Origin of the sequence: Pseudomonas sp. RtIB026, from assembly GCF_016861355.2 — a bacterium.
In the GTDB taxonomy this organism is placed as follows: domain Bacteria; phylum Pseudomonadota; class Gammaproteobacteria; order Pseudomonadales; family Pseudomonadaceae; genus Aquipseudomonas; species Aquipseudomonas peradeniyensis.
On sequence record NZ_AP023348.2, the window covers coordinates 783,412 to 800,394 of the forward strand.

A 16,983-nucleotide genomic window follows, 5' to 3' on the forward strand; every position below is an offset into this window, starting at 1 on the left:
TCCCTTCAAGCCAATGTCGCTCAGGACGACTCGATTCCCTCCAGCATCGCTTCCGTCAGGCCTTCGGCCATCTCGATGCCATGCAGGCTGGCCCACAACAGGCTCCTGCCGGTTTCATCCATATGCTCCAGCGCCTTGTAGCCGACGTTGTAGGCACTGCGCAGGTACTCGGCGACATGCACCAGGGCGTCGTGGGCGTTGATATTGGGGTTTACTGCGAACAGCGGTGGGTGGCCGGCGTCGCATTTGCCGAAGGGGTGGTGGCGGGTGTCGGGGAGGGGTGGGTCGGGGACGATTTTCTTCATGGTCAAACTCCGATAGAAATTGACCGGCACCGTCCGTTTCCACGCGAAGGGTGGCGGCTGTACACGGGGTGGAAAACCAGGTTATCGGAGAACCCCGGCAGGCCTTACGGCCTCCCGCGTACAGCTGCCGTTACGACAGATAATCCGATAACCAACCAGCCGGGTTTCCACGCCCGATCGCTGAACCGACAGCGACCCGGTCAGCCTAGAGGGCATGATTTCCCCGGACAATCAGAAGGGTATCGACAGACTTTGTAGGGTATTTCTTGGGCTGTAGGCTGCTCAGTAGGAAAGGTTTTCAGATCACGTAGGACATGGCTGAGCTCAGCAGATTCGAGCGTTTTTTGAACACGTTCCTTCGAGCTTGTCGGAAGCTTCTCGGTTGATCTGCACTGCCGCTGTTGTATGGTTTCAGGCGAGCGCGAAACCAGTTGCTATCCAGTGGCGAGAACTGGCGTAGCAGCCCCAAGATTTCAAGACGAAGTGACAACTATGCACAACCCACCCCACCCCGGCGAAGCCCTGCGCGAAGACGTCCTGCCCGCCATCGGCATGAACGTCTCCTCCCTGGCCCGCCACCTGGGCTATTCACGTGGTCAGTTATCCACAGTGCTCAACGGCCATGCAGCCATTTCAGCCGACCTGGCCTATCGCCTCGAACTGGCCGGTCTTGGCAGTGCCCGTCAGTACCTGGCCGAGCAGGCGGCCTACGACCTGTGGCAGGCCGCGCACCGCGAGCATCCACCTATCGAGCGGCTGGCGTTCGCCTGAGCGTCAATCCTCATCCGACGCAAACAACCGCTCCAGCTCCACCCGCGCCTCCTTCGCCGTCTGCATCACCTTGGCCCGGTCGTCGCGCACATGCCCCTGGGCCTCCAACACCTGCTCGTCATGCTCGGTGAAGCGGGCGATGCGATCCGCCGCCTGCGCTTCCGTCAGCCCCAGCCCGACCAGTGCGCGCCGGCTCATCTCCAGGCTGGAATGGTAGGTCTCGCGAATCGGCTCGGCGCCCACGTCCACCAGCTTGTGCACATGCTGGCGGTTGCGCGCCCGGGCAATGACCTTCAGGTGCGGGTACAGGCGCTTGACCCGCTCGGCCGTGCGGGTGGCGGCCTCGGGGTCATCGATGGTGATGATCACGTACTCGGCTTCGCCGACCTTGGCCGCATGCAGCACCTCGGTGCGCGATGGGTCGCCGTAGAACACCGGCACCTGCTCGAACATGCGGGTCATCTCGATGGTGTCCACTGAGGTTTCCAGGGCGACGAAGGGGATCTTCTGCGCCCGCAGGATGCGCGCCACGATCTGGCCCATGCGGCCCATGCCGACGATCACCACCCGTGGCGTGCCGGCGTCGATCTGCTTGTACTGCTCGGGCACTTCCCGGGCGGGTTGCGGACGCTTGAGGGCGCGGGCGCAGCCGATCATCAGCAGCGGGGTTAGGGCCATCGACAGGGTGATGGTCATCAGCAGCAGGTCGTAGGTCAGGGTGTCGAACAGGCCCTGGTCCTTGCCCAGCTTGAACACCACGAAGGCAAATTCGCCACCGGCGGCCAGCACCATGCCCAGGCGCAGCGCGCTGGCACTGTTGAGGCCCCCGGCGATGCGGCCGACGCCGATCAGCAGCACCAGCTTCACCGCGATCAACAGCATGGTCATGCCCAGCAGCACCAGCGGCATTTCCAACAGCAGGCGCAGGTTGGCGCCCATGCCGACGCTGATGAAGAACAGCCCCAGCAGCAGGCCCTTGAACGGTTCGATCTGCGCTTCCAGTTCGTGGCGGTATTCGGAGTCGGCCAGCAACAGGCCGGCGAGGAAGGCGCCCAGGGCCATGGAAATACCGGCTTCCTCCATCAGCCAGGCAGTGCCGATCACCACCAGCAGCGCGGTGGCGGTGGACACCTCCGGCAGGCCGGTGCGGGCAACGGTGCGAAACAGCGGGCGCAGCAGGTAGCGGCCGCCGACGATGACGATGGCGATGCTGGCGAATACCTTCAGGCCATGCTCGAAGCTGTCGCCTTGGCTGGTGTCCGGGCCGCTGGCGGCCAGCAGCGGCACCAGGGCGATCAGTGGGATCGCGGCGATGTCCTGGAACAGCAGGATGGCGAAGGCCAGGCGGCCGTGGGGCGCGTTGAGCTGCTTGCTCTCGGCCAGGCTCTGCAGGCCCAGGGCGGTGGACGACAGCGCCAGGCCCAGGCCGAGCACGATGGCCGCCGGCAGGCTTTGGCTGAAACCGAACAGGGCGATGGCGCCGAGCGCCGCGCCGGTCAGGACCACCTGCGCGGTGCCGACGCCGAACACCGACTTGCGCATCAGCCACAGGCGCCGGGGCGACAGCTCCAGGCCGATGATGAACAGCAGTAGGACAACGCCCAGCTCGGAGATGTGCGCGACGCTCTCGGTGTCGCGGATCAGCCCCAGGGCCTGCGGGCCGATGGCCACGCCGGCCAGCAGGTAGCCGAGCACGGCGCCCAGTTGCAGGCGCTTGGCCAGGGGCACGGCGACCACGGCGGCGAGGAGGAAGATGACGGCGGTTTGTAGAAGGCTGCCTTCGTGTGGCATTGCTTGGACTCCTTGAACTGCGTGCGGCAGCGTTTGATGCAACAGCTTATGCCATCGATGAAAGAGGCGGGCATTTTCGGGCCGGGAGGGAAACAGGACAATCCTGGGGTTACAGGAAGCAGCGTTCTGAAAGTAGGACCTTTGCCGAATCAATCGCGGGGCAAGTCGGGCCGCCGCATCGCCGCTCCCACGAAGGTCAGCTACCTTGCGTGGGAGCGAGCTTGCCCCGCGATGGCGATCAACCACTTATTGCAGATGGATTCTCAAGGCCTGCGCCGCCTAGTCCATGGCACTGCGCACACTCCGAAGAAGGTCTGACACCTTGCGTGGGAGCGGGCTTGCCCCGCGATGGTGATCGGCCACTTATTGAAGATGGGTTTTCAAGGCCTGTGCCGCCTGGTCCATGGCACTGCGCACACTGGGCACGGTGCTCAGCACATTGAGCAGGCCGTAGTCATGGATCAGACCGTTGTAGCGCACGGCGGTCACCGGTACCCCGGCGGCGTCGAGCTTGCGGGCATAGGCTTCGCCTTCGTCGCGCAGCACGTCCATCTCGGCGGTCTGCACCAGGGCCGGCGGCAGGCCTTGCAACTGCTCGAGGCTGGCGCGCAGCGGCGAGGCGTGGACGTCGTCGCGTTGGCGCGGGTCGGTGGTGTAGTTGTTCCAGAACCACTGCATCATGTTGCGGGTCAGGAAGTGCCCTTCGGCGAACTGGTTATACGACGCGTTGTTGAAGTTGGCGTCGGTCACTGGCCACAGCAGGGCCTGGAAGCGCAGCTTCGGCGTGCCGGCCTCCTTGGCCTTGATCGCCACCACCGCGGCCATGTTGCCGCCGACGCTGTTGCCGGCTACCGCCAGGCGGCTGCCGTCCACGCCAATCTCCTTGCCGTGCTCGGCGACCCAGCGGGTGGCGGCGTAGGCCTGGTTGATCGCGGTGGGGAACTTGGCCTCCGGCGATGGCGTGTAGTCGACGTACACCGCCGCAGCACCGGAGCCCACCACCAGGTCACGGATCAGGCGTTCGTGGGTGGGGTAGTCGCCCAGCACCCAGCCGCCGCCGTGGAAGAACATGAACACTGGCAGTTCACCCTTGGCGCCTTCGGGCCGCACCACGCGGATCTCCAGCGGCTGGCCATCGGCCTGGATGGTCCGGCGTTCGACGCGGATCCCCGACAGGTCGACCTTCACCCCGGCCTGGGCACCGCTCAACACCGCACGGGCATCCTTGGGCGCGAGGGTTTCAAGCGGCTTGCCGCCACCGGCGGCCAGGGCCTCGAGGAAGCCCAGGGTGGTGTGCTCGACGCCAGGGCTGCCGGCGGCGAAGGCGCTGTTCACGGCGAGGGCCAGCAGGCCGGCGGTCAGGGTGTGGGACAGTTTCATGTTCTAGCTCCTTTAGGGTTCGAGCCGTGGCTCAGTTCTGGTTGGCGAGGACGGTGGGTTGCACGTAGCTCACGGCGCGCAGCTGGCCGCTGCTGTCGCGGTAGGTCAGGGTGGCGGTGCTGGCCTGGCCTTGGACGCTGGCGGGTGCATCGACGCTGACGACCTTGGCGATGTCCAGGTCCATGCCGTAGTGGTACGGGGTGGCTTCGCTGGCGAAGCTGCTGACGCTGGTGCCGAGGGCCAGGGTGGTAACGGTGAGGGCGAAGGCTTTGCGAAGGGTCATGATCGTTCTCCGGGTTCTGCTGAGTGGGAATGGCGACTGCTTGCTGCTTGGGATTAATATTGCGCGCAAATAGTTAGTGCGCAAAATATATTTCCGCTATGACGCTGATTGAGTGCGTCTTGGCCAGCTTCTGTGGGAGCGGGTTTACCCGCGAACACCCGCGAAGCGGGTGCCAGGCACCGCGTTGTCTGTTTCGCGGGTAAACCCGCTCCCACAGGGAGGCAGCATCAAGTGCCGGGTCGGTACTGCAACGCTTCCGCCAGGTGCGCCCTGGCGATGGATTGCGCGCCCTCCAGGTCCGCCAGCGTGCGGGCCACCTTCAGCAGCCGGTGCGCGGCCCGCAACGACAGCGTCAGCCGTTCGCAGGCCTGCTCCAGCCAGGCCTGGTCAACCGGCTCCAGCGGGCAATGCCGACGCAGCCCCTTGAGGTCGAGGAAGGCATTGGCGCAGCCCTGTCTACGCTGCTGCAGCGTCCGTGCCTCGGCCACCCTCTGGCCAACGCTGGCGCTGGTCTCGCCACTGGGCTGGTGGGTCAGCACGGTGCTTTCCCGTGCCACCGTCAGGTGCAGGTCGATGCGGTCGAGCAGTGGGCCGGACAGCTTGTTGCGGTAGCGCTGGACCTGCTCGCTGCTGCACCGGCAGCGGCCGGTGGGGTCGCCGAGGTAGCCGCATGGGCAGGGGTTCATGGCCGCCACCAGCTGGAAGCGCGCCGGAAAACGCACCCGGTCCTTGGCCCGGGCCACCACGATCTCGCCGGACTCCAGCGGTTCGCGCAGCACCTCCAGCACGCGTCGCTCGAACTCGGGCAGCTCGTCGAGAAACAGCACGCCATGGTGCGCCAGGGTGATCTCGCCGGGTTGCGGCCGGCTGCCACTGTCGGCTATCGAAATAGATGCGATAGCGTTACGCTAGAGCCAGCAAATCACGGTTCAAAGCTTTCTAAATAGCTGCAAAAAAATCCCGAAATAGCTGCGACAGGATTGAGAATGAGCGGAAATAGATGCGACCGGCCTAAGCAGGTCCGAAAGATCAAATCGACCTGGCGTAGTGTTTCGGGCTTTTTGCCATTCCGAGGCGCCGGAGGCGTTCCGTTTGAGTCGTTGCTGGAGCGCGATTTCCTCAAGCGCATGCGGTTTAACTATCGGGTTGAGACGGTGATTGCCCAGCCCGTCTCCGTGGACTTCGTCGATTCTCTTGGCCGTGCGCAGACTTACACGCCGGACTTCCTCGTCTACTACCACCAAGGAGACGCCAAGCCTGAGGAGTACCTCAAACCAATGCTCGTCGAGGTGAAGCCTGCTTATGACTGGCGTAACAACTGGCGTGCGTGGCGCGTAAAATGGAAAGCTGCACGTCGGCATGCGCGACAGGAGGGCTGGACGTTCAGCATCTATGACGAGTCTCGGATTCGGGACCAGGCGCTGGAAAATATCGTGTTTTTGGAGCGGTTCGAGCGTTACACCTTCGACCAAGAGGACATTGATATGGTGCTCAACACCCTCAAAGGCATGGGGATAGCGCCAGTCCACTATCTCTTGGCCCGTCACTTCAACGGTATCTACAGAGGGCGCGGGGTAGCGCTGCTCTGGCACATGGTTGCTGTAGGCTTGGTTCAGTGCGACATCAACGAGCCGTTGAATGACTACCTCGAGCTGTGGGTGATGACGCCATGAGCATCTACGAGACTGACAGCGACGAGCACCTGGAGCCGTTTGAGCCCTCTCGGGCCCGTGTGCCGATTGAGGTTGGCGCGATGGTTCGCCGGGAAAAAGATGTTTTCCGCATAGTCCAGATTCTGGATTTCCAAACGGTGATCGGCCTTGAGGTCGAAACGGGCAAATGCTCATCCCTGCGGGTGCCCGACCTCAAGGCGGTCGAGCAAGAAAAGGTTGAAGGTCTCTACGTTAACTACGATGTCTCCACTATCAGTTCTGATGAGTGGGCGATTGCTCAACAACGGTTCTCTGCGATCCAACCATTCGTCAACGACTCGATAATTCAGCGTGATAGCGTCGAAGCACGCGCAAAGGAAGTCGGTGTCGACACCGCAACGCTCTATCGTTGGCTCAAGCGTTATCGCAATTGGCACGAAGTGCTGGCACTGGTGCCGCGGAAAAGAGGATGGAAGGCGGGCAGCAGCCGTCTGACTACTCAGGCTGACAAGCTGATCAGCAATGTAATCGATGAGTTCTATTTGAACGAAAGCCGAAAGTCCGTGCAATCCACTATCAAGGAGATCGTGGAGCGAGCCAAGGAGATAGGCATAGAGCCTCCAGGCGCGTCGGCTATTCGGGCAAGAATCAAGAACATTCCAGAGAAGATTGTTCTGCGCCGGCGTGGTTACGCAGACAAGGCTCGAAACCGCCATACGCCTTCGGTAGGCCAGTTCCCGGGCGCAGATTACCCATTAGCGTATGTGCAGATTGACCATACCCCGATCGATCTGATCATCGTGGATGATCGGCACCGGAAGCCTATCGGACGGCTTTGGCTGACTCTGGCGATCGATGTCTACTCGCGGATGATCACTGGCTACTACCTCGCTCTGGAGGATCCTTCGGCCATTTCCGTAGGTATGTGCTTGGCGCACTCCATACTGCCGAAAGAGAATTGGCTTCTACTGCATAAGGTCGAGGGTGAGTGGCCCGTCTGGGGTTTCCCACGCGTCGTTCACTCGGACAACGGGGCCGATTTCAAAGCTGAAGACATTCGGCACTCATGCTTGAACCACAACATTGAGACCAATTTCCGGCCAAAGAAGAATCCAAAATATGGTGGGCGTATCGAGCGCCTGTTGGGCACGTTCATGAGAATGTTGCATGAGCTACCTGGTACCACCTTCAGCAACACTGCCGAGCGTGAGGGTTACGATTCAGAAAAGCGTGCTGCAATGACGATGGATGAGTTCGAGCGCTGGTTGGTGATCACCATCATCCTTTACCACAACACCTACCATTCCGCCCTGTACATGAGCCCGGCTCGCCAATGGCACTTGGGCTTCTTTGGTAACCGAGAGCTGGATCCGTTGGTTTGCATACCGCCTCGGCCTGCTGACCCACACACGTTACAGCTGGACTTCATGCCGATGTATGAGCGCACTGTCCAGGCCTACGGTGTGCAGATCGACGTGTTCTATTACTCCGACGCCTTGCGGCACTGGATCAACACCAAAGATCCTGAGACCGGGCTGGCGCGGAAATTTGTGTTTAGGCGTGATCCCAGGGACATCAGTGTCATCTGGTTCTACGATCCCGTTCTTAAGCAATACTTCCGCGTGCCGGTAGCGAACCAGGCTTTCCCTGCGGCGACGGTGTGGGAGTATCGAGCGGCTAAGCAGCAGGCGGTAGACGAGGGGCGTACGAACATAGATGAAGCCCTTATCAGTAGCCTTATCCTCGAGCGGAGGGCGTTGGTCGAGCAGTCCATCAAAGACACTAAAAAGGCCCGGCGCGATGCTCAGAAACTCAAGGTGCATGCCAAGAACAAAACGCCTGCGCAGCCGGATAGGCCGTTTTCGAAACCTGTACCACCGCCAGCGATGCCCGTTCTAGAGGGACTGTTGCTTGGCGATGTTGAATTTGATGGTGATATCCAATGACGGACTATGCCCACCTACATACAGACTTTCGGCCGGTTTTGCATTTATCAGATCGCGAGCGGATCCTCTTCATGGGCGAGCCGCGGTGGATCGCCTACAAGTCGGCAGTGAAGATTCTGGATACCCTGGGTTCACTGCTCGATGCTCCCAAGCGCCCCCGAATGCCAAATCTGTTGCTGGTAGGGGACTCCAACAATGGGAAGACAACTCTGATCCACCAGTTCGTAAAAACTCACGGACAGGGCTACGTCAACGAAGAAAGTGAGCCTGTAAGACCCATTATTTTGGCCGAGTCGCCCCCGTTGGCCGACGAGAAAGAGTTGTACGTGGCGATTTTGGAGCAGATGTGGATGCCCTATCGGAGTACTGATCCCAAGATCAAACTCAGGTACCAGGTGATTCACGCACTGCGCGAGTTGAAGGTCAGGATGCTGATCATCGACGAGATTCACTCGATGCTCACAGGGTCGGCCATTAAGCAGAGGGAGGTTATGAACGCTCTGAAGCTCTTGTGTAACACGCTGATGATCCCAATCGTCGGCGTCGGTACTCCAGACGCTGTTCAGATTCTCCACATCGACCCTCAACACGCGAGCCGTTTCGACACCGTCAAGCTTGAGACCTGGAAACTGGACGCCGATTTTCAGCGGTTACTGAAGGCTTTCGAACTGGTGCTTCCGTTGAAGAAACCGTCCAAGCTGTTTGAGCCTCAACTGGCTCAACTCCTTCACTCCATCTCTGGTGGTAACACCGGCGACCTACATGGCCTTTTGGTAGAGTGTGCAAAGGAAGCAATCACGTCCGGTAAGGAATGCATCGACCGACAGCTCATCGAGAGTAAGTCGTGGAAGCGTCCTACACGTGGCATCCGGGAGCTCATTGTCTAAATCCCAGATGGCCGCTGACCCCGCAGTTGTTGCCTGACGAGCTGTTCTCCTCGTGGTTAGTGAGAACAGCGTTGTTGCATGGCTGCACGCCTGGAACGCTCACTAATCACGCTTGGCCAGGGTCTCGAATCTGGTCCATTGACATAGACCGAACTTGCGACGAAACACGCCTCGCGAATTTGGCTCATTTGACAGGCATCAGTGTCGAGAGATTGATCGCCAGCACCCTGCTTCCGGTGTCCCGGTCCCTCCATCCTCAACCTTTTCTGCGTACCAGTAGCTTGTGGCCATGGATCATGGTTCTGGGCTGCCGGCACCAAGTTCATGCTGGTGGTCTTCAGTGCTGTCCGGAATGCATGGCGGGGTCGACGCCTCACTATTCAGTTCATGATCGATTCGCATGGCATACCTGCTGTCCGCTTCATCGCGTACTGCTGGTTGACCGCTGTCCTCATTGCTCCTCGGCGCTGCAACCTGGTTTGCTGGATCAGAGCGGTAGCATCTTCAAATGTCACCATTGTGAGGCGCGCCTGAATTCCGCAGCTTCATTTCCTTGCTCGAAAGATGCGTTGGCGTTCCAGGCGTTTGCAGATGGGCTTTATGGGCAAAGTACAATGTTCGGCGGGGATAGGTTGAGCTTCGCAGACTGGATGTTCGTAGCTCGTGTGATCATCGGCCTGCTTTTAGGTGTGGCGCGACATCCCACGTCCTCGACTCGACTCTTCTGTGAACTGATGCAGGTCGACGCGGCTGCATGCCAGCCATCCTCCTTGGGGCTACCTCTCGAGTATCTGAGCCCGGCCGAGCGCTCAGCTCTAATGGGGCAGACGTGGGTGATAATGCAAGCCGGACCAGAACGCTTCGTCGAGTGTGCGCTGCGCGCTGTTCTTCCCTGTTCAGCCCTCCCTTTGCCCGCTCGAGAAGCCCCGCAAGTTTTGAATCAGATGGCTTCGGCTTTAAGCTGTAGCTCACGGTGCCCAAGGCACAAGAAAGAGCAGAATCACATCCGCCGTCCTCTGGGCGTCTTGAGGATGTGGTTGCGACTGCAGAGAAGGATTCGCAGAGATGGTCTCCACTGATTTGGGCGGTGACTTGGGTTGCCATGAATGCGGTCGTGCCATGGTGAAAGCCAAGAAGGTGCACAACCACTGCCGCTATTGCGAGACCTGCTACGCACGCCTTTTCAAACCCCGGCTATGCCCAGGCTGTGGTAACTCGGCTCGTCTTCCTGTTTTTGACCAGGCGGTGTGCTGCAGTACCTGTAACCGGGCGAAGCCATGTGTGCGATGCGCCAAGATCGAATTTGCCATCGGTATGTGGTCGGATTACGGGCCCGTCTGCAAATCCTGTGTTCCATACTTTCGCGAACCTGAGGTCTGTGAGACCTGTGGAAAGCTTTCGCAGCGTTTGGCCGTAAGTACCAAGACAGGGCGCCGCAGCTGCAACAAGTGTCGAGAGCCGGCGAAAGCCACATGCGCGAGTTGCCGGCGCCACCGAGTGCTGATCACGGATGCTGACGGCATATCACGATGCAAGATTTGTATCACTGAAGGTGAGCGCAAATGTGGAACCTGTGGAGGCGAGATGCCGGCCGGTCGCGGGCAGTGCTGTGAAAGCTGTACTTGGACGGCCGTGTTCGCTAAGCGCTCTACGCAGAACTCGGCAGGCTTCAGCAGTCCGCGCATTCAGCAGCATTTCGAAGCATTTTCGCAGTGGCTTCTGAACCGAAGTGGCCCACACAAAGCCGCATTGAGCATCAATCAGCACTACCGATTTTTTGCGCAGATGGATGCTCTTTGGGGTGACGTTCCAACATACGACATGCTGTTGAAGCATATCGGCGCAGCAGGGCTACGTAAGGCCGAGAACCCTATGCGTTGGCTTCAGGGGATTGGTGCTGTAACGGTAAGCGATGAAGCGCGTGAAGCGAACACGGAGCGGCGTCGGCTGTTGGAGATGTTGTCGGTTTTGCCCGACTTCTGGTCCAACCAGTTGTTGCATGGGTATCACGACTATCTAGCTGTGCGGGTTGAGAGCAAGGAGACAGATTTGCGCTCGATGCGGCTAGCTATGCACGCGGCACTCAATTTTCTCAAGCTTGCAGCGTTGGCACCTCAAGCGCTACCGACGCAGAAAACAATCGAAGCTTTCTGGCGGAGTTCGCCAGGACAGGTAGCGGCGGTCTCGGGATTCGTGGGCTACCTCAATAAGACGCGTAACACCTCCATAAAGGCCCGTCCTGAGAAACGATGGCTTGAGCAAGCCAGGAAACATAAGGCCGAGCGCGAATTGGTGGATCTCCTGAAGAGCGATGATCAAGACCTGATTGAGACAGTCTGGATCGTCAAGGGAATGGCTTATTTTCACGAGATCTATCGGGCCAATAGGAAGAAGCTCGTGTACCAGAAGGAGAGCTTCAACGGTATGGCCGGTTTCGCGGTTGAGCATGAAGGGGAAACTCTATGGATTCCCTCAGCGAACACCTATCGTAGTGAGCGAGATATCAAACAGTTTCTGTGAAATCAATGCCTGCCTGAGCGAGAGTCTTAAGCAGCGCGGTGCGATAGCGCACATATGGGTCTTTAATGTGATGTGTGATAAGCAGGGCATCCTCTGGGAATTGATCCATCATGCCTTTAAATACCCCCTTGTTCTTTATGATCTTGGTCATTACAGATTTTACGAAGTTCTTAAATGCTTCGGGGTCAATGGTGTGCGCTCTAAACAAAACTCCGGAATAACCCCTAGGGTCATGAACCTGATCACTAGCTTCCTGGCGCTCTATCTCAAAGCAATAAAAAGTTTGGTTGTCGATAATCAAGCGCAGTACCATGAGGCCGCGGCACCGTTTGTCATCCCAATTGATGCTTCGGTAAAGGTGAATCCAGTTGCGTGCGCCCTTTGAAAGACCATTAGGGTCGAACAGATTAATAATAGGTGGGGAAGAAACTCCAAATCCATTAGAAGCGTGCCAGCTCAGATCTTTGAACTGCTTAGGGTTGTCCCGCTTGATTGAGAGAAAAGCGTTCCAGATATCTAATAAGAAACCATGAGACTCTAATGCCACATCGGACACGTGCTCTGACTTCCCGACATTTTTGCCAGTGCCGGTACCATCACCGCTGGAAAAGGTATCAGCCTTGGAAGGACCAGGCCCACGCCAACCCCTCTTCGTTTGATTGATATATTTTAATATTTTTACATTCCGTTCTGGGCCTAGGGTTCCAAAGGGCCGTAGATTCACTACGATTTTTTCGGCTTGGGCGTCTGGGGGTACATGGGACTCTTCGTTTACAGGTTCGCCGTCCTTTGGGAGCCTAGTGGGTTGAGGTATAATAGTGCGGCCGCCAGCTTCTCCGTTAGTGTTGTCAAATTCATCCCGGAAAAGCTCAATCCTTGGGCCTGCAGGATTGGATGATTTACACAGATCTAGGCACAAAAACGTATTCCCTTCATTAATCCATCGTCCACGACAGAGAAGTTTACCTCTGCCCTCGAACCAGGGCCTTACCTCTGGAAATACTTTTCCACCCGGAGCCGAAGAAGTGAAATTACTGTTCAGTCGGCGGACTTCATTATGTGTGAAATTGTCGTATAGCAAATGCGCCAAGAATACGGCTTCAGAATCTGGGATGTTTCTCTTGGGCTTAATAAGCCACCGATAGGCATCGGGGGTTTTGCATTCGAACAAGGCTGAAAGTACCTCGTCGAATAGTAGGGTGCATATGGATCTGCATATTATCATGTTGTGTGCGTATGCTCGCACGAAGTATTCTGTGCATGGGACTAGAAGGTTTTTGTTGTCAGGTAATCTAAAGTTGATTAGCTTGCTGGACCAGCAGCGCAGCGGAAGCTCATATTCGGCATCATGAAATATATGGCCTTGCCCTGTTTTCCTAAGCTCATTTCGAGATGTGATGCCGTAACCTTTAGGTGAAAAATTTACATTGAACTCTTCTTGGGCCATGCCTGTGTCGGATACGCACTCTCCGTCGCTCCAGACACTTCCTAGTTGGTAATGAGGCAGCGCGGCAAGAGGAATGATTGCACTGGTAATTGAGCCAGGGACATCGCCATAGAGCGTTTTAAATATCACCTCGACTTCCGGGATTGACCTTTCGCCCTGGCGATTATTGCGTATGAAGCTATACCACCAAACGATATTGTCTCCCTTGAAATTAGCCACTGAGCTGTGCGGGTGCCGAATATCAGGGCGTTTGTATTTGAATTCGGTTCGTGTGATGGGGGCCTTCAATGCGTGTTGCTCCCTGCAACGTAAGCCAGCGCTGGCTGGGTGTGGCTGACGCGAGTGATGCTGGGAGCTCGCTTGTTTTATCGAGCTCTCACTCTTGATTTTTGAGCGTTCTAAATTATCTCCAGGCCCTGCCCAGATCAATTGCGCTCCACCTGGAGGACGCCCGGTTCTTGATGCTGAATTCACGTGCTTGTGGCCCCAATAGCTTCATTGTCTTCTCCAGGTTTTCGATTCGGGGGCCTCTTTCCGTCCAGTAGATCCATGCGTCGAAAAATGGGCGATCTCTTTCTTCAAGATCGTGGCGAAGGTCCAAGATCGCTTGTGCGGTAGGTACGCGGGCTTGTTGGGCCTGGTGCGGCACAGCGAGGTCCAGAGCCTGAAAGAAACGTGAGGTACTGAAGCCTTGGGTTGATAGCCCATGGGTTTTGAGGACGCCCAGTAGCTCATTGAGGGTGTGCTTACTCAGATAGCTCGACAGATGAAAATCATCGGAGATCGGGAACAGGAAGAACCTGGGGTTGACTCCCCGTGAGGTCAGCGAGAGCTCGTAGTCCCCCCGCATGGAGAACAAGCAGTCAAAGCTGGCTGCTCCATTTGTGAAGAGAAATTTCTGCATATCGACATCCAGCGCTCGCATGCTGTGCGCCAGTCGTTCCAATCCATTCATGCGCATCAGGTTTTCCTCTCGTTGTGATTGGGTTCAGTCGTTCGGGTATAGCTGCTTAACGGCACCAATGGATACGGCCTTTCTTGAGCCAGAAATGTGAGCAGCAGCCGTTGTTCAGCCAGACAGAGGGGTGAAGCGAAGGGAGGCCATCAGCGTCGACCTTGTAGTCCCACCGCGGCTTGGCCTCATCGATAACCAGAAGCTCGATCGTTCGGCCGCACCCACAGGGGCACTGCATCCCGACACACCAGTCCTCGCTGCCATCCCTAGCTAAAACAATCGCGCGGATTGGCATTTCAGGGGGTAGGGAGTCCCCCTTGACGACTATGAGTCGCCGAGGGGGAAGCAAGTGATCAAACTTCAGAACGACTTTGCGTGCGAAGGTCTTGAACAAGCTCATCAAGCCGCTCCCAGGGCGGGAAGGCCCAGCAGAGGCTCAGCGTCACCTTGCGCAAGAGTAGGAGACTCGGACCGTGGGAGGTCGCGTTCGGCTTCGTACTCCTCGTAGCCCCCGGAGAGCGAAAACCGTATGCGTGCATACTTGTGGTTGGGGTCCTCACGGAAGGGGAAGGCTCGAGCGACGAACTCGTTCACGCATGCACTAGCTGCCCGCATGTTTAAGGTAATAACGGACGGCGCCTCTTCCGGGATGCCCGAGATGTACCCCTGCTTTACCTGCTCACTGTGGGCCTTGGGGTCCGTGTTCTTCAGTTCCTCGGCACTCAGCGATTGAGCGGTGTAGACCTCTCTGGCGCAGAGCGTTGAGCCGCCTGGCTGAACGTAGTCAATCCGCCCCAGCACATCATGGATTCTCCGTATGCCCTTGTTGGACAAGCGAGTCGGGATAGTTACGCCGACATCGAACAGAGGGAGCAGGAAGCTCGAGGCCATAAGGTCGCAGATCAGCCTTCCCTGATGCGAGTCAACGCAGCAGAAGAGTACGTCGGCATCGGCCACAGCCAGTACAGCTTCCCTGCTCATCACCGTATCGTTGATGGCTTTGACGATGTTGGGACCGCGGATCCGTTCGACCGCATCTGCGAAAACGTCAACCTTGGGCCGGCAGTTCTCGGCGTCTTCAAGCGTGGAGTTGAGGATGCGGTTGAGGTTCTTGGATTCGACCTGGTCGTGGTCGATCAGAATCAGCCGGCCGAAGCCAAGTCGGGCAAGCTGTTCTGCCACAATTGAGCCCGTGCCCGACACGCCAACGACTGCTGCGGTAAGGTGACTGAGCCTGGAGGTCATACCAGAGGTGAAAGCCAATGGTGGTTGCTGATCAGAGCCGTCAGGGAACCAGTAACAAATGTCATCACCCGGGACAGTCACTATTTCGATGTTTTCGGGAGCCCCGCCGTTGTGGTAGAGCCGCGCCCGCATGGCCCCATTAGGCGTCATAATCGCTGAGCCGTGGATTGCTTCGACCCCTTGGTACAGCGACACCATCGTTCCCGAGTCACTGTCATCATCAACCTGGGAGAACTGGAACAATCCTCCTGGGTGAGAATGAACAAGGATGATCGAACGCTTTTGAGGGAGCGCTTGATCAATCGCTTGCTCGAGGTAATCGCCTGGCCAGGTGATCGCGTGGGGTTGTCTGAGCGCGCACTCCTCGTAGGGCACCAGAATCAGCTCCTTCGACAGGAGCTTGAGTGCGGACCCTGGGGTGCGGGTACAGATGAGGATAGCGGCGGCCTCTTTACCGTCCCCCGGGAACAGGTGTTCCCGGAGTGCGGTATAGATCTCGGCCGTCACTACGAGGCGAGATCCGTTGTTCACTTGTCGACCTCCTTGTGGAGGCAGCCGTCGGCCATCGCCAACTGGGTCATGACGTTGTCGGTTGCTGGGTTCCACGCACGGTGGCGAGACCAACGTTGGAAGGGAACCCCGTCAACGTTTACCGTCGCTTCTGTTTGCGGTATCAGAGTGCCGTCAGCCATATGGACCGCTGGATACAGGTAGAACATGTCCATGGCCGTGCTGGGGTAGGTCGAGGGGATGCTCAGTGCCAGTTGAACGGCTTCTTCGGAGAAGCCGGGTGGCAGCTGGTATTCGTGGATCAGCAACCAACGACCACCGTCGGTGGACAACCGGGTTTCCCAGTGGTGGCCTACGGCGTTCAGGTGTTGCTCGTCGCGGTCAAGCAGCTTGAACTCGCGGCGAATCGGCTGAGCGGCCTCGCCGTTGCTCACGTCTTTTTGCGTCAGGCGCAGCTTCTCGATGCCTGCCGGGCGCAGGTCGATCTCGTCGTCGATGGTCAGAGCGCGCTTGGGCTGATCACGAACGATCAAGAAAATTTGCCAGTTATGGTTCGGGTCCAGGCTTGCGGCCGAGATGGCCTCACGTACCGTGATGACTGGTTTGGAGAAGTCGTAGTTCTCGCCCTGGATGTTCAGCTTCCAGATCGCCTTGCGGGTGATGAAGCGTTCGATACCAGCCTCATCCAAGTCAATGAGCTGGTTGTCTTCGACTTCCAGGTCGGCCTCTTCCTCCCGCTCCAACAGCAGGCGTTTAGCCGGGTCGACCTCGGCGAGCTTGCGGACGGTATGTCCGGAGATTTTTGCGCATGGCCACTCCAGGCGAGCTCCATCGACAGTCAGGATGTATTTGCGGTCGGACTCGATGACGATGAAGCGGTTTACGCCGTCCTGCAGCGTGACCAGTTCCTCAGGGCGGATATCTTCCTGAGCCCCCGAGTCGAGCAACTGCAGCACGATCGGCATCTGGTCAGGCTTGAAGCGAGCTGCAGCGGCGATCTGAGCACCGTTAACCTTGCGGTCATCGAGACGGACCTGGCGGAACTCCAGATCATGGCCTGCCACCTCAACGGTGAAAGGGGTTGGGTGACACGATTGATCATTTTGCATGGGTAAAACCTCTTTATTTTCCGCACACAGGCGGCTAGTTAGCTTCCTGGATGGAAGCCAGATTTAGCCGTAGAGGAGGAGAGTCCCAATCAGTTCTTGACTGGTGCGGAACACGCGGAGATACTCATGCTTCGTTTTTGAGGCATCTCGACTCAGACTTCGCGCAATGTGGCGTTGCGCTA

Annotated in this window: 15 protein-coding genes and 1 pseudogene; 6 read left to right on the forward strand and 10 right to left on the reverse strand. The window is 58.1% G+C overall.

Features of this window, described 5'->3' with window-relative positions; genetic code table 11:
* Positions 1-20: 20 nt before the first annotated feature.
* Positions 21-305, reverse strand: coding sequence for a DUF6124 family protein (locus tag PRtIB026_RS03565; protein WP_028688634.1), 285 nt, complete (start codon positions 303-305; stop codon positions 21-23).
* A 492-nt stretch (positions 306-797) separates the two neighbouring features.
* Here PRtIB026_RS03565 and PRtIB026_RS03570 point away from each other — a divergent pair, with 492 nt between their 5' ends.
* Positions 798-1,076, forward strand: coding sequence for a HigA family addiction module antitoxin (locus PRtIB026_RS03570; protein ID WP_062359945.1), 279 nt, complete (start codon positions 798-800; stop codon positions 1,074-1,076).
* Between the two features lie 3 nt (positions 1,077-1,079).
* Here PRtIB026_RS03570 and PRtIB026_RS03575 read toward each other — a convergent pair whose 3' ends face one another.
* From PRtIB026_RS03575 to PRtIB026_RS03590, 4 genes and pseudogenes are all read right to left on the reverse strand, one after another.
* Positions 1,080-2,867, reverse strand: coding sequence for a monovalent cation:proton antiporter-2 (CPA2) family protein (locus tag PRtIB026_RS03575; RefSeq protein WP_203649045.1), 1,788 nt, complete (start codon positions 2,865-2,867; stop codon positions 1,080-1,082).
* 363 nt (positions 2,868-3,230) lie between these two features.
* Entirely contained in the window at positions 3,231-4,247 is a 1,017-nt protein-coding gene (locus PRtIB026_RS03580; protein ID WP_203649043.1) for an alpha/beta hydrolase, read from the reverse strand.
* 31 nt (positions 4,248-4,278) lie between these two features.
* A complete protein-coding gene (locus PRtIB026_RS03585) occupies positions 4,279-4,530 on the reverse strand; it encodes a DUF2790 domain-containing protein (RefSeq protein WP_203649041.1) in 252 nt (83 codons plus the stop codon).
* A 227-nt stretch (positions 4,531-4,757) separates the two neighbouring features.
* A pseudogene (locus tag PRtIB026_RS03590) lies at positions 4,758-5,405 on the reverse strand (ATP-binding protein); the annotation flags it as partial.
* Between the two features lie 252 nt (positions 5,406-5,657).
* Here PRtIB026_RS03590 and PRtIB026_RS03595 point away from each other — a divergent pair.
* The 5 genes from PRtIB026_RS03595 (at position 5,658) to PRtIB026_RS03610 (ending at position 11,535) form a co-directional block, all read left to right on the forward strand.
* Complete coding sequence (locus tag PRtIB026_RS03595; protein WP_203652570.1) at positions 5,658-6,203, forward strand: TnsA endonuclease N-terminal domain-containing protein; 546 nt, start codon at positions 5,658-5,660, stop codon at positions 6,201-6,203.
* Positions 6,200-8,128: a Mu transposase C-terminal domain-containing protein gene (locus PRtIB026_RS03600; RefSeq protein ID WP_203649039.1), complete on the forward strand. Its 1,929-nt coding sequence runs from the start codon at positions 6,200-6,202 to the stop codon at positions 8,126-8,128. Before PRtIB026_RS03595 ends, PRtIB026_RS03600 begins: the two co-directional genes overlap by 4 nt.
* Positions 8,125-9,015, forward strand: a complete 891-nt coding sequence (locus PRtIB026_RS03605; RefSeq protein WP_203649038.1) for a TniB family NTP-binding protein — start codon at positions 8,125-8,127, stop codon at positions 9,013-9,015. Before PRtIB026_RS03600 ends, PRtIB026_RS03605 begins: the two co-directional genes overlap by 4 nt.
* Positions 9,016-9,074: 59 nt before the next feature.
* Complete coding sequence (locus tag PRtIB026_RS26535) at positions 9,075-10,094, forward strand: TniQ family protein (RefSeq protein WP_420713653.1); 1,020 nt, start codon at positions 9,075-9,077, stop codon at positions 10,092-10,094.
* A 505-nt stretch (positions 10,095-10,599) separates the two neighbouring features.
* Positions 10,600-11,535: a hypothetical protein gene (locus tag PRtIB026_RS03610; RefSeq protein WP_203649034.1), complete on the forward strand. Its 936-nt coding sequence runs from the start codon at positions 10,600-10,602 to the stop codon at positions 11,533-11,535.
* Here the strand turns inward: PRtIB026_RS03610 and PRtIB026_RS03615 are convergent.
* The 5 genes from PRtIB026_RS03615 to PRtIB026_RS03635 all read right to left on the reverse strand — a co-directional run bounded on the left by PRtIB026_RS03615 (position 11,519) and on the right by PRtIB026_RS03635 (position 16,801).
* The gene (locus PRtIB026_RS03615) at positions 11,519-13,270 is read right to left on the reverse strand and encodes a hypothetical protein (protein WP_203649032.1); all 1,752 of its coding nucleotides are present in this window, start codon (positions 13,268-13,270) and stop codon (positions 11,519-11,521) included. The genes PRtIB026_RS03610 and PRtIB026_RS03615 overlap by 17 nt on opposite strands.
* Positions 13,271-13,385: 115 nt before the next feature.
* Positions 13,386-13,943 carry a DUF6037 family protein gene (locus PRtIB026_RS03620; RefSeq protein WP_033964373.1) on the reverse strand — a complete coding sequence of 186 codons (558 nt, stop codon included), beginning with the start codon at positions 13,941-13,943 and terminating at the stop codon, positions 13,386-13,388.
* Positions 13,944-13,992: 49 nt separating this feature from the next.
* A complete protein-coding gene (locus tag PRtIB026_RS26460; protein ID WP_033964375.1) occupies positions 13,993-14,337 on the reverse strand; it encodes a DUF6527 family protein in 345 nt (114 codons plus the stop codon).
* Complete coding sequence (locus PRtIB026_RS03630) at positions 14,337-15,713, reverse strand: ThiF family adenylyltransferase (protein ID WP_203649030.1); 1,377 nt, start codon at positions 15,711-15,713, stop codon at positions 14,337-14,339. Before PRtIB026_RS03630 ends, PRtIB026_RS26460 begins: the two co-directional genes overlap by 1 nt.
* Complete coding sequence (locus tag PRtIB026_RS03635) at positions 15,710-16,801, reverse strand: multiubiquitin domain-containing protein (protein ID WP_203649022.1); 1,092 nt, start codon at positions 16,799-16,801, stop codon at positions 15,710-15,712. Before PRtIB026_RS03635 ends, PRtIB026_RS03630 begins: the two co-directional genes overlap by 4 nt.
* Positions 16,802-16,983: the final 182 nt, after the last annotated feature.

Coding starts and splice junctions, on each gene's coding strand:
- PRtIB026_RS03565 (WP_028688634.1), bottom strand. CDS start 305: ATGAAGAAAATCGTCCCCGACCCACCCCTCCCCGACACCCGCCACCAC.
- PRtIB026_RS03570 (WP_062359945.1), top strand. CDS start 798: ATGCACAACCCACCCCACCCCGGCGAAGCCCTGCGCGAAGACGTCCTG.
- PRtIB026_RS03575 (WP_203649045.1), bottom strand. CDS start 2,867: ATGCCACACGAAGGCAGCCTTCTACAAACCGCCGTCATCTTCCTCCTC.
- PRtIB026_RS03580 (WP_203649043.1), bottom strand. CDS start 4,247: ATGAAACTGTCCCACACCCTGACCGCCGGCCTGCTGGCCCTCGCCGTG.
- PRtIB026_RS03585 (WP_203649041.1), bottom strand. CDS start 4,530: ATGACCCTTCGCAAAGCCTTCGCCCTCACCGTTACCACCCTGGCCCTC.
- PRtIB026_RS03595 (WP_203652570.1), top strand. CDS start 5,658: ATGCGGTTTAACTATCGGGTTGAGACGGTGATTGCCCAGCCCGTCTCC.
- PRtIB026_RS03600 (WP_203649039.1), top strand. CDS start 6,200: ATGAGCATCTACGAGACTGACAGCGACGAGCACCTGGAGCCGTTTGAG.
- PRtIB026_RS03605 (WP_203649038.1), top strand. CDS start 8,125: ATGACGGACTATGCCCACCTACATACAGACTTTCGGCCGGTTTTGCAT.
- PRtIB026_RS03610 (WP_203649034.1), top strand. CDS start 10,600: ATGCCGGCCGGTCGCGGGCAGTGCTGTGAAAGCTGTACTTGGACGGCC.
- PRtIB026_RS03620 (WP_033964373.1), bottom strand. CDS start 13,943: ATGCGCATGAATGGATTGGAACGACTGGCGCACAGCATGCGAGCGCTG.
- PRtIB026_RS26460 (WP_033964375.1), bottom strand. CDS start 14,337: ATGAGCTTGTTCAAGACCTTCGCACGCAAAGTCGTTCTGAAGTTTGAT.
- PRtIB026_RS03635 (WP_203649022.1), bottom strand. CDS start 16,801: ATGCAAAATGATCAATCGTGTCACCCAACCCCTTTCACCGTTGAGGTG.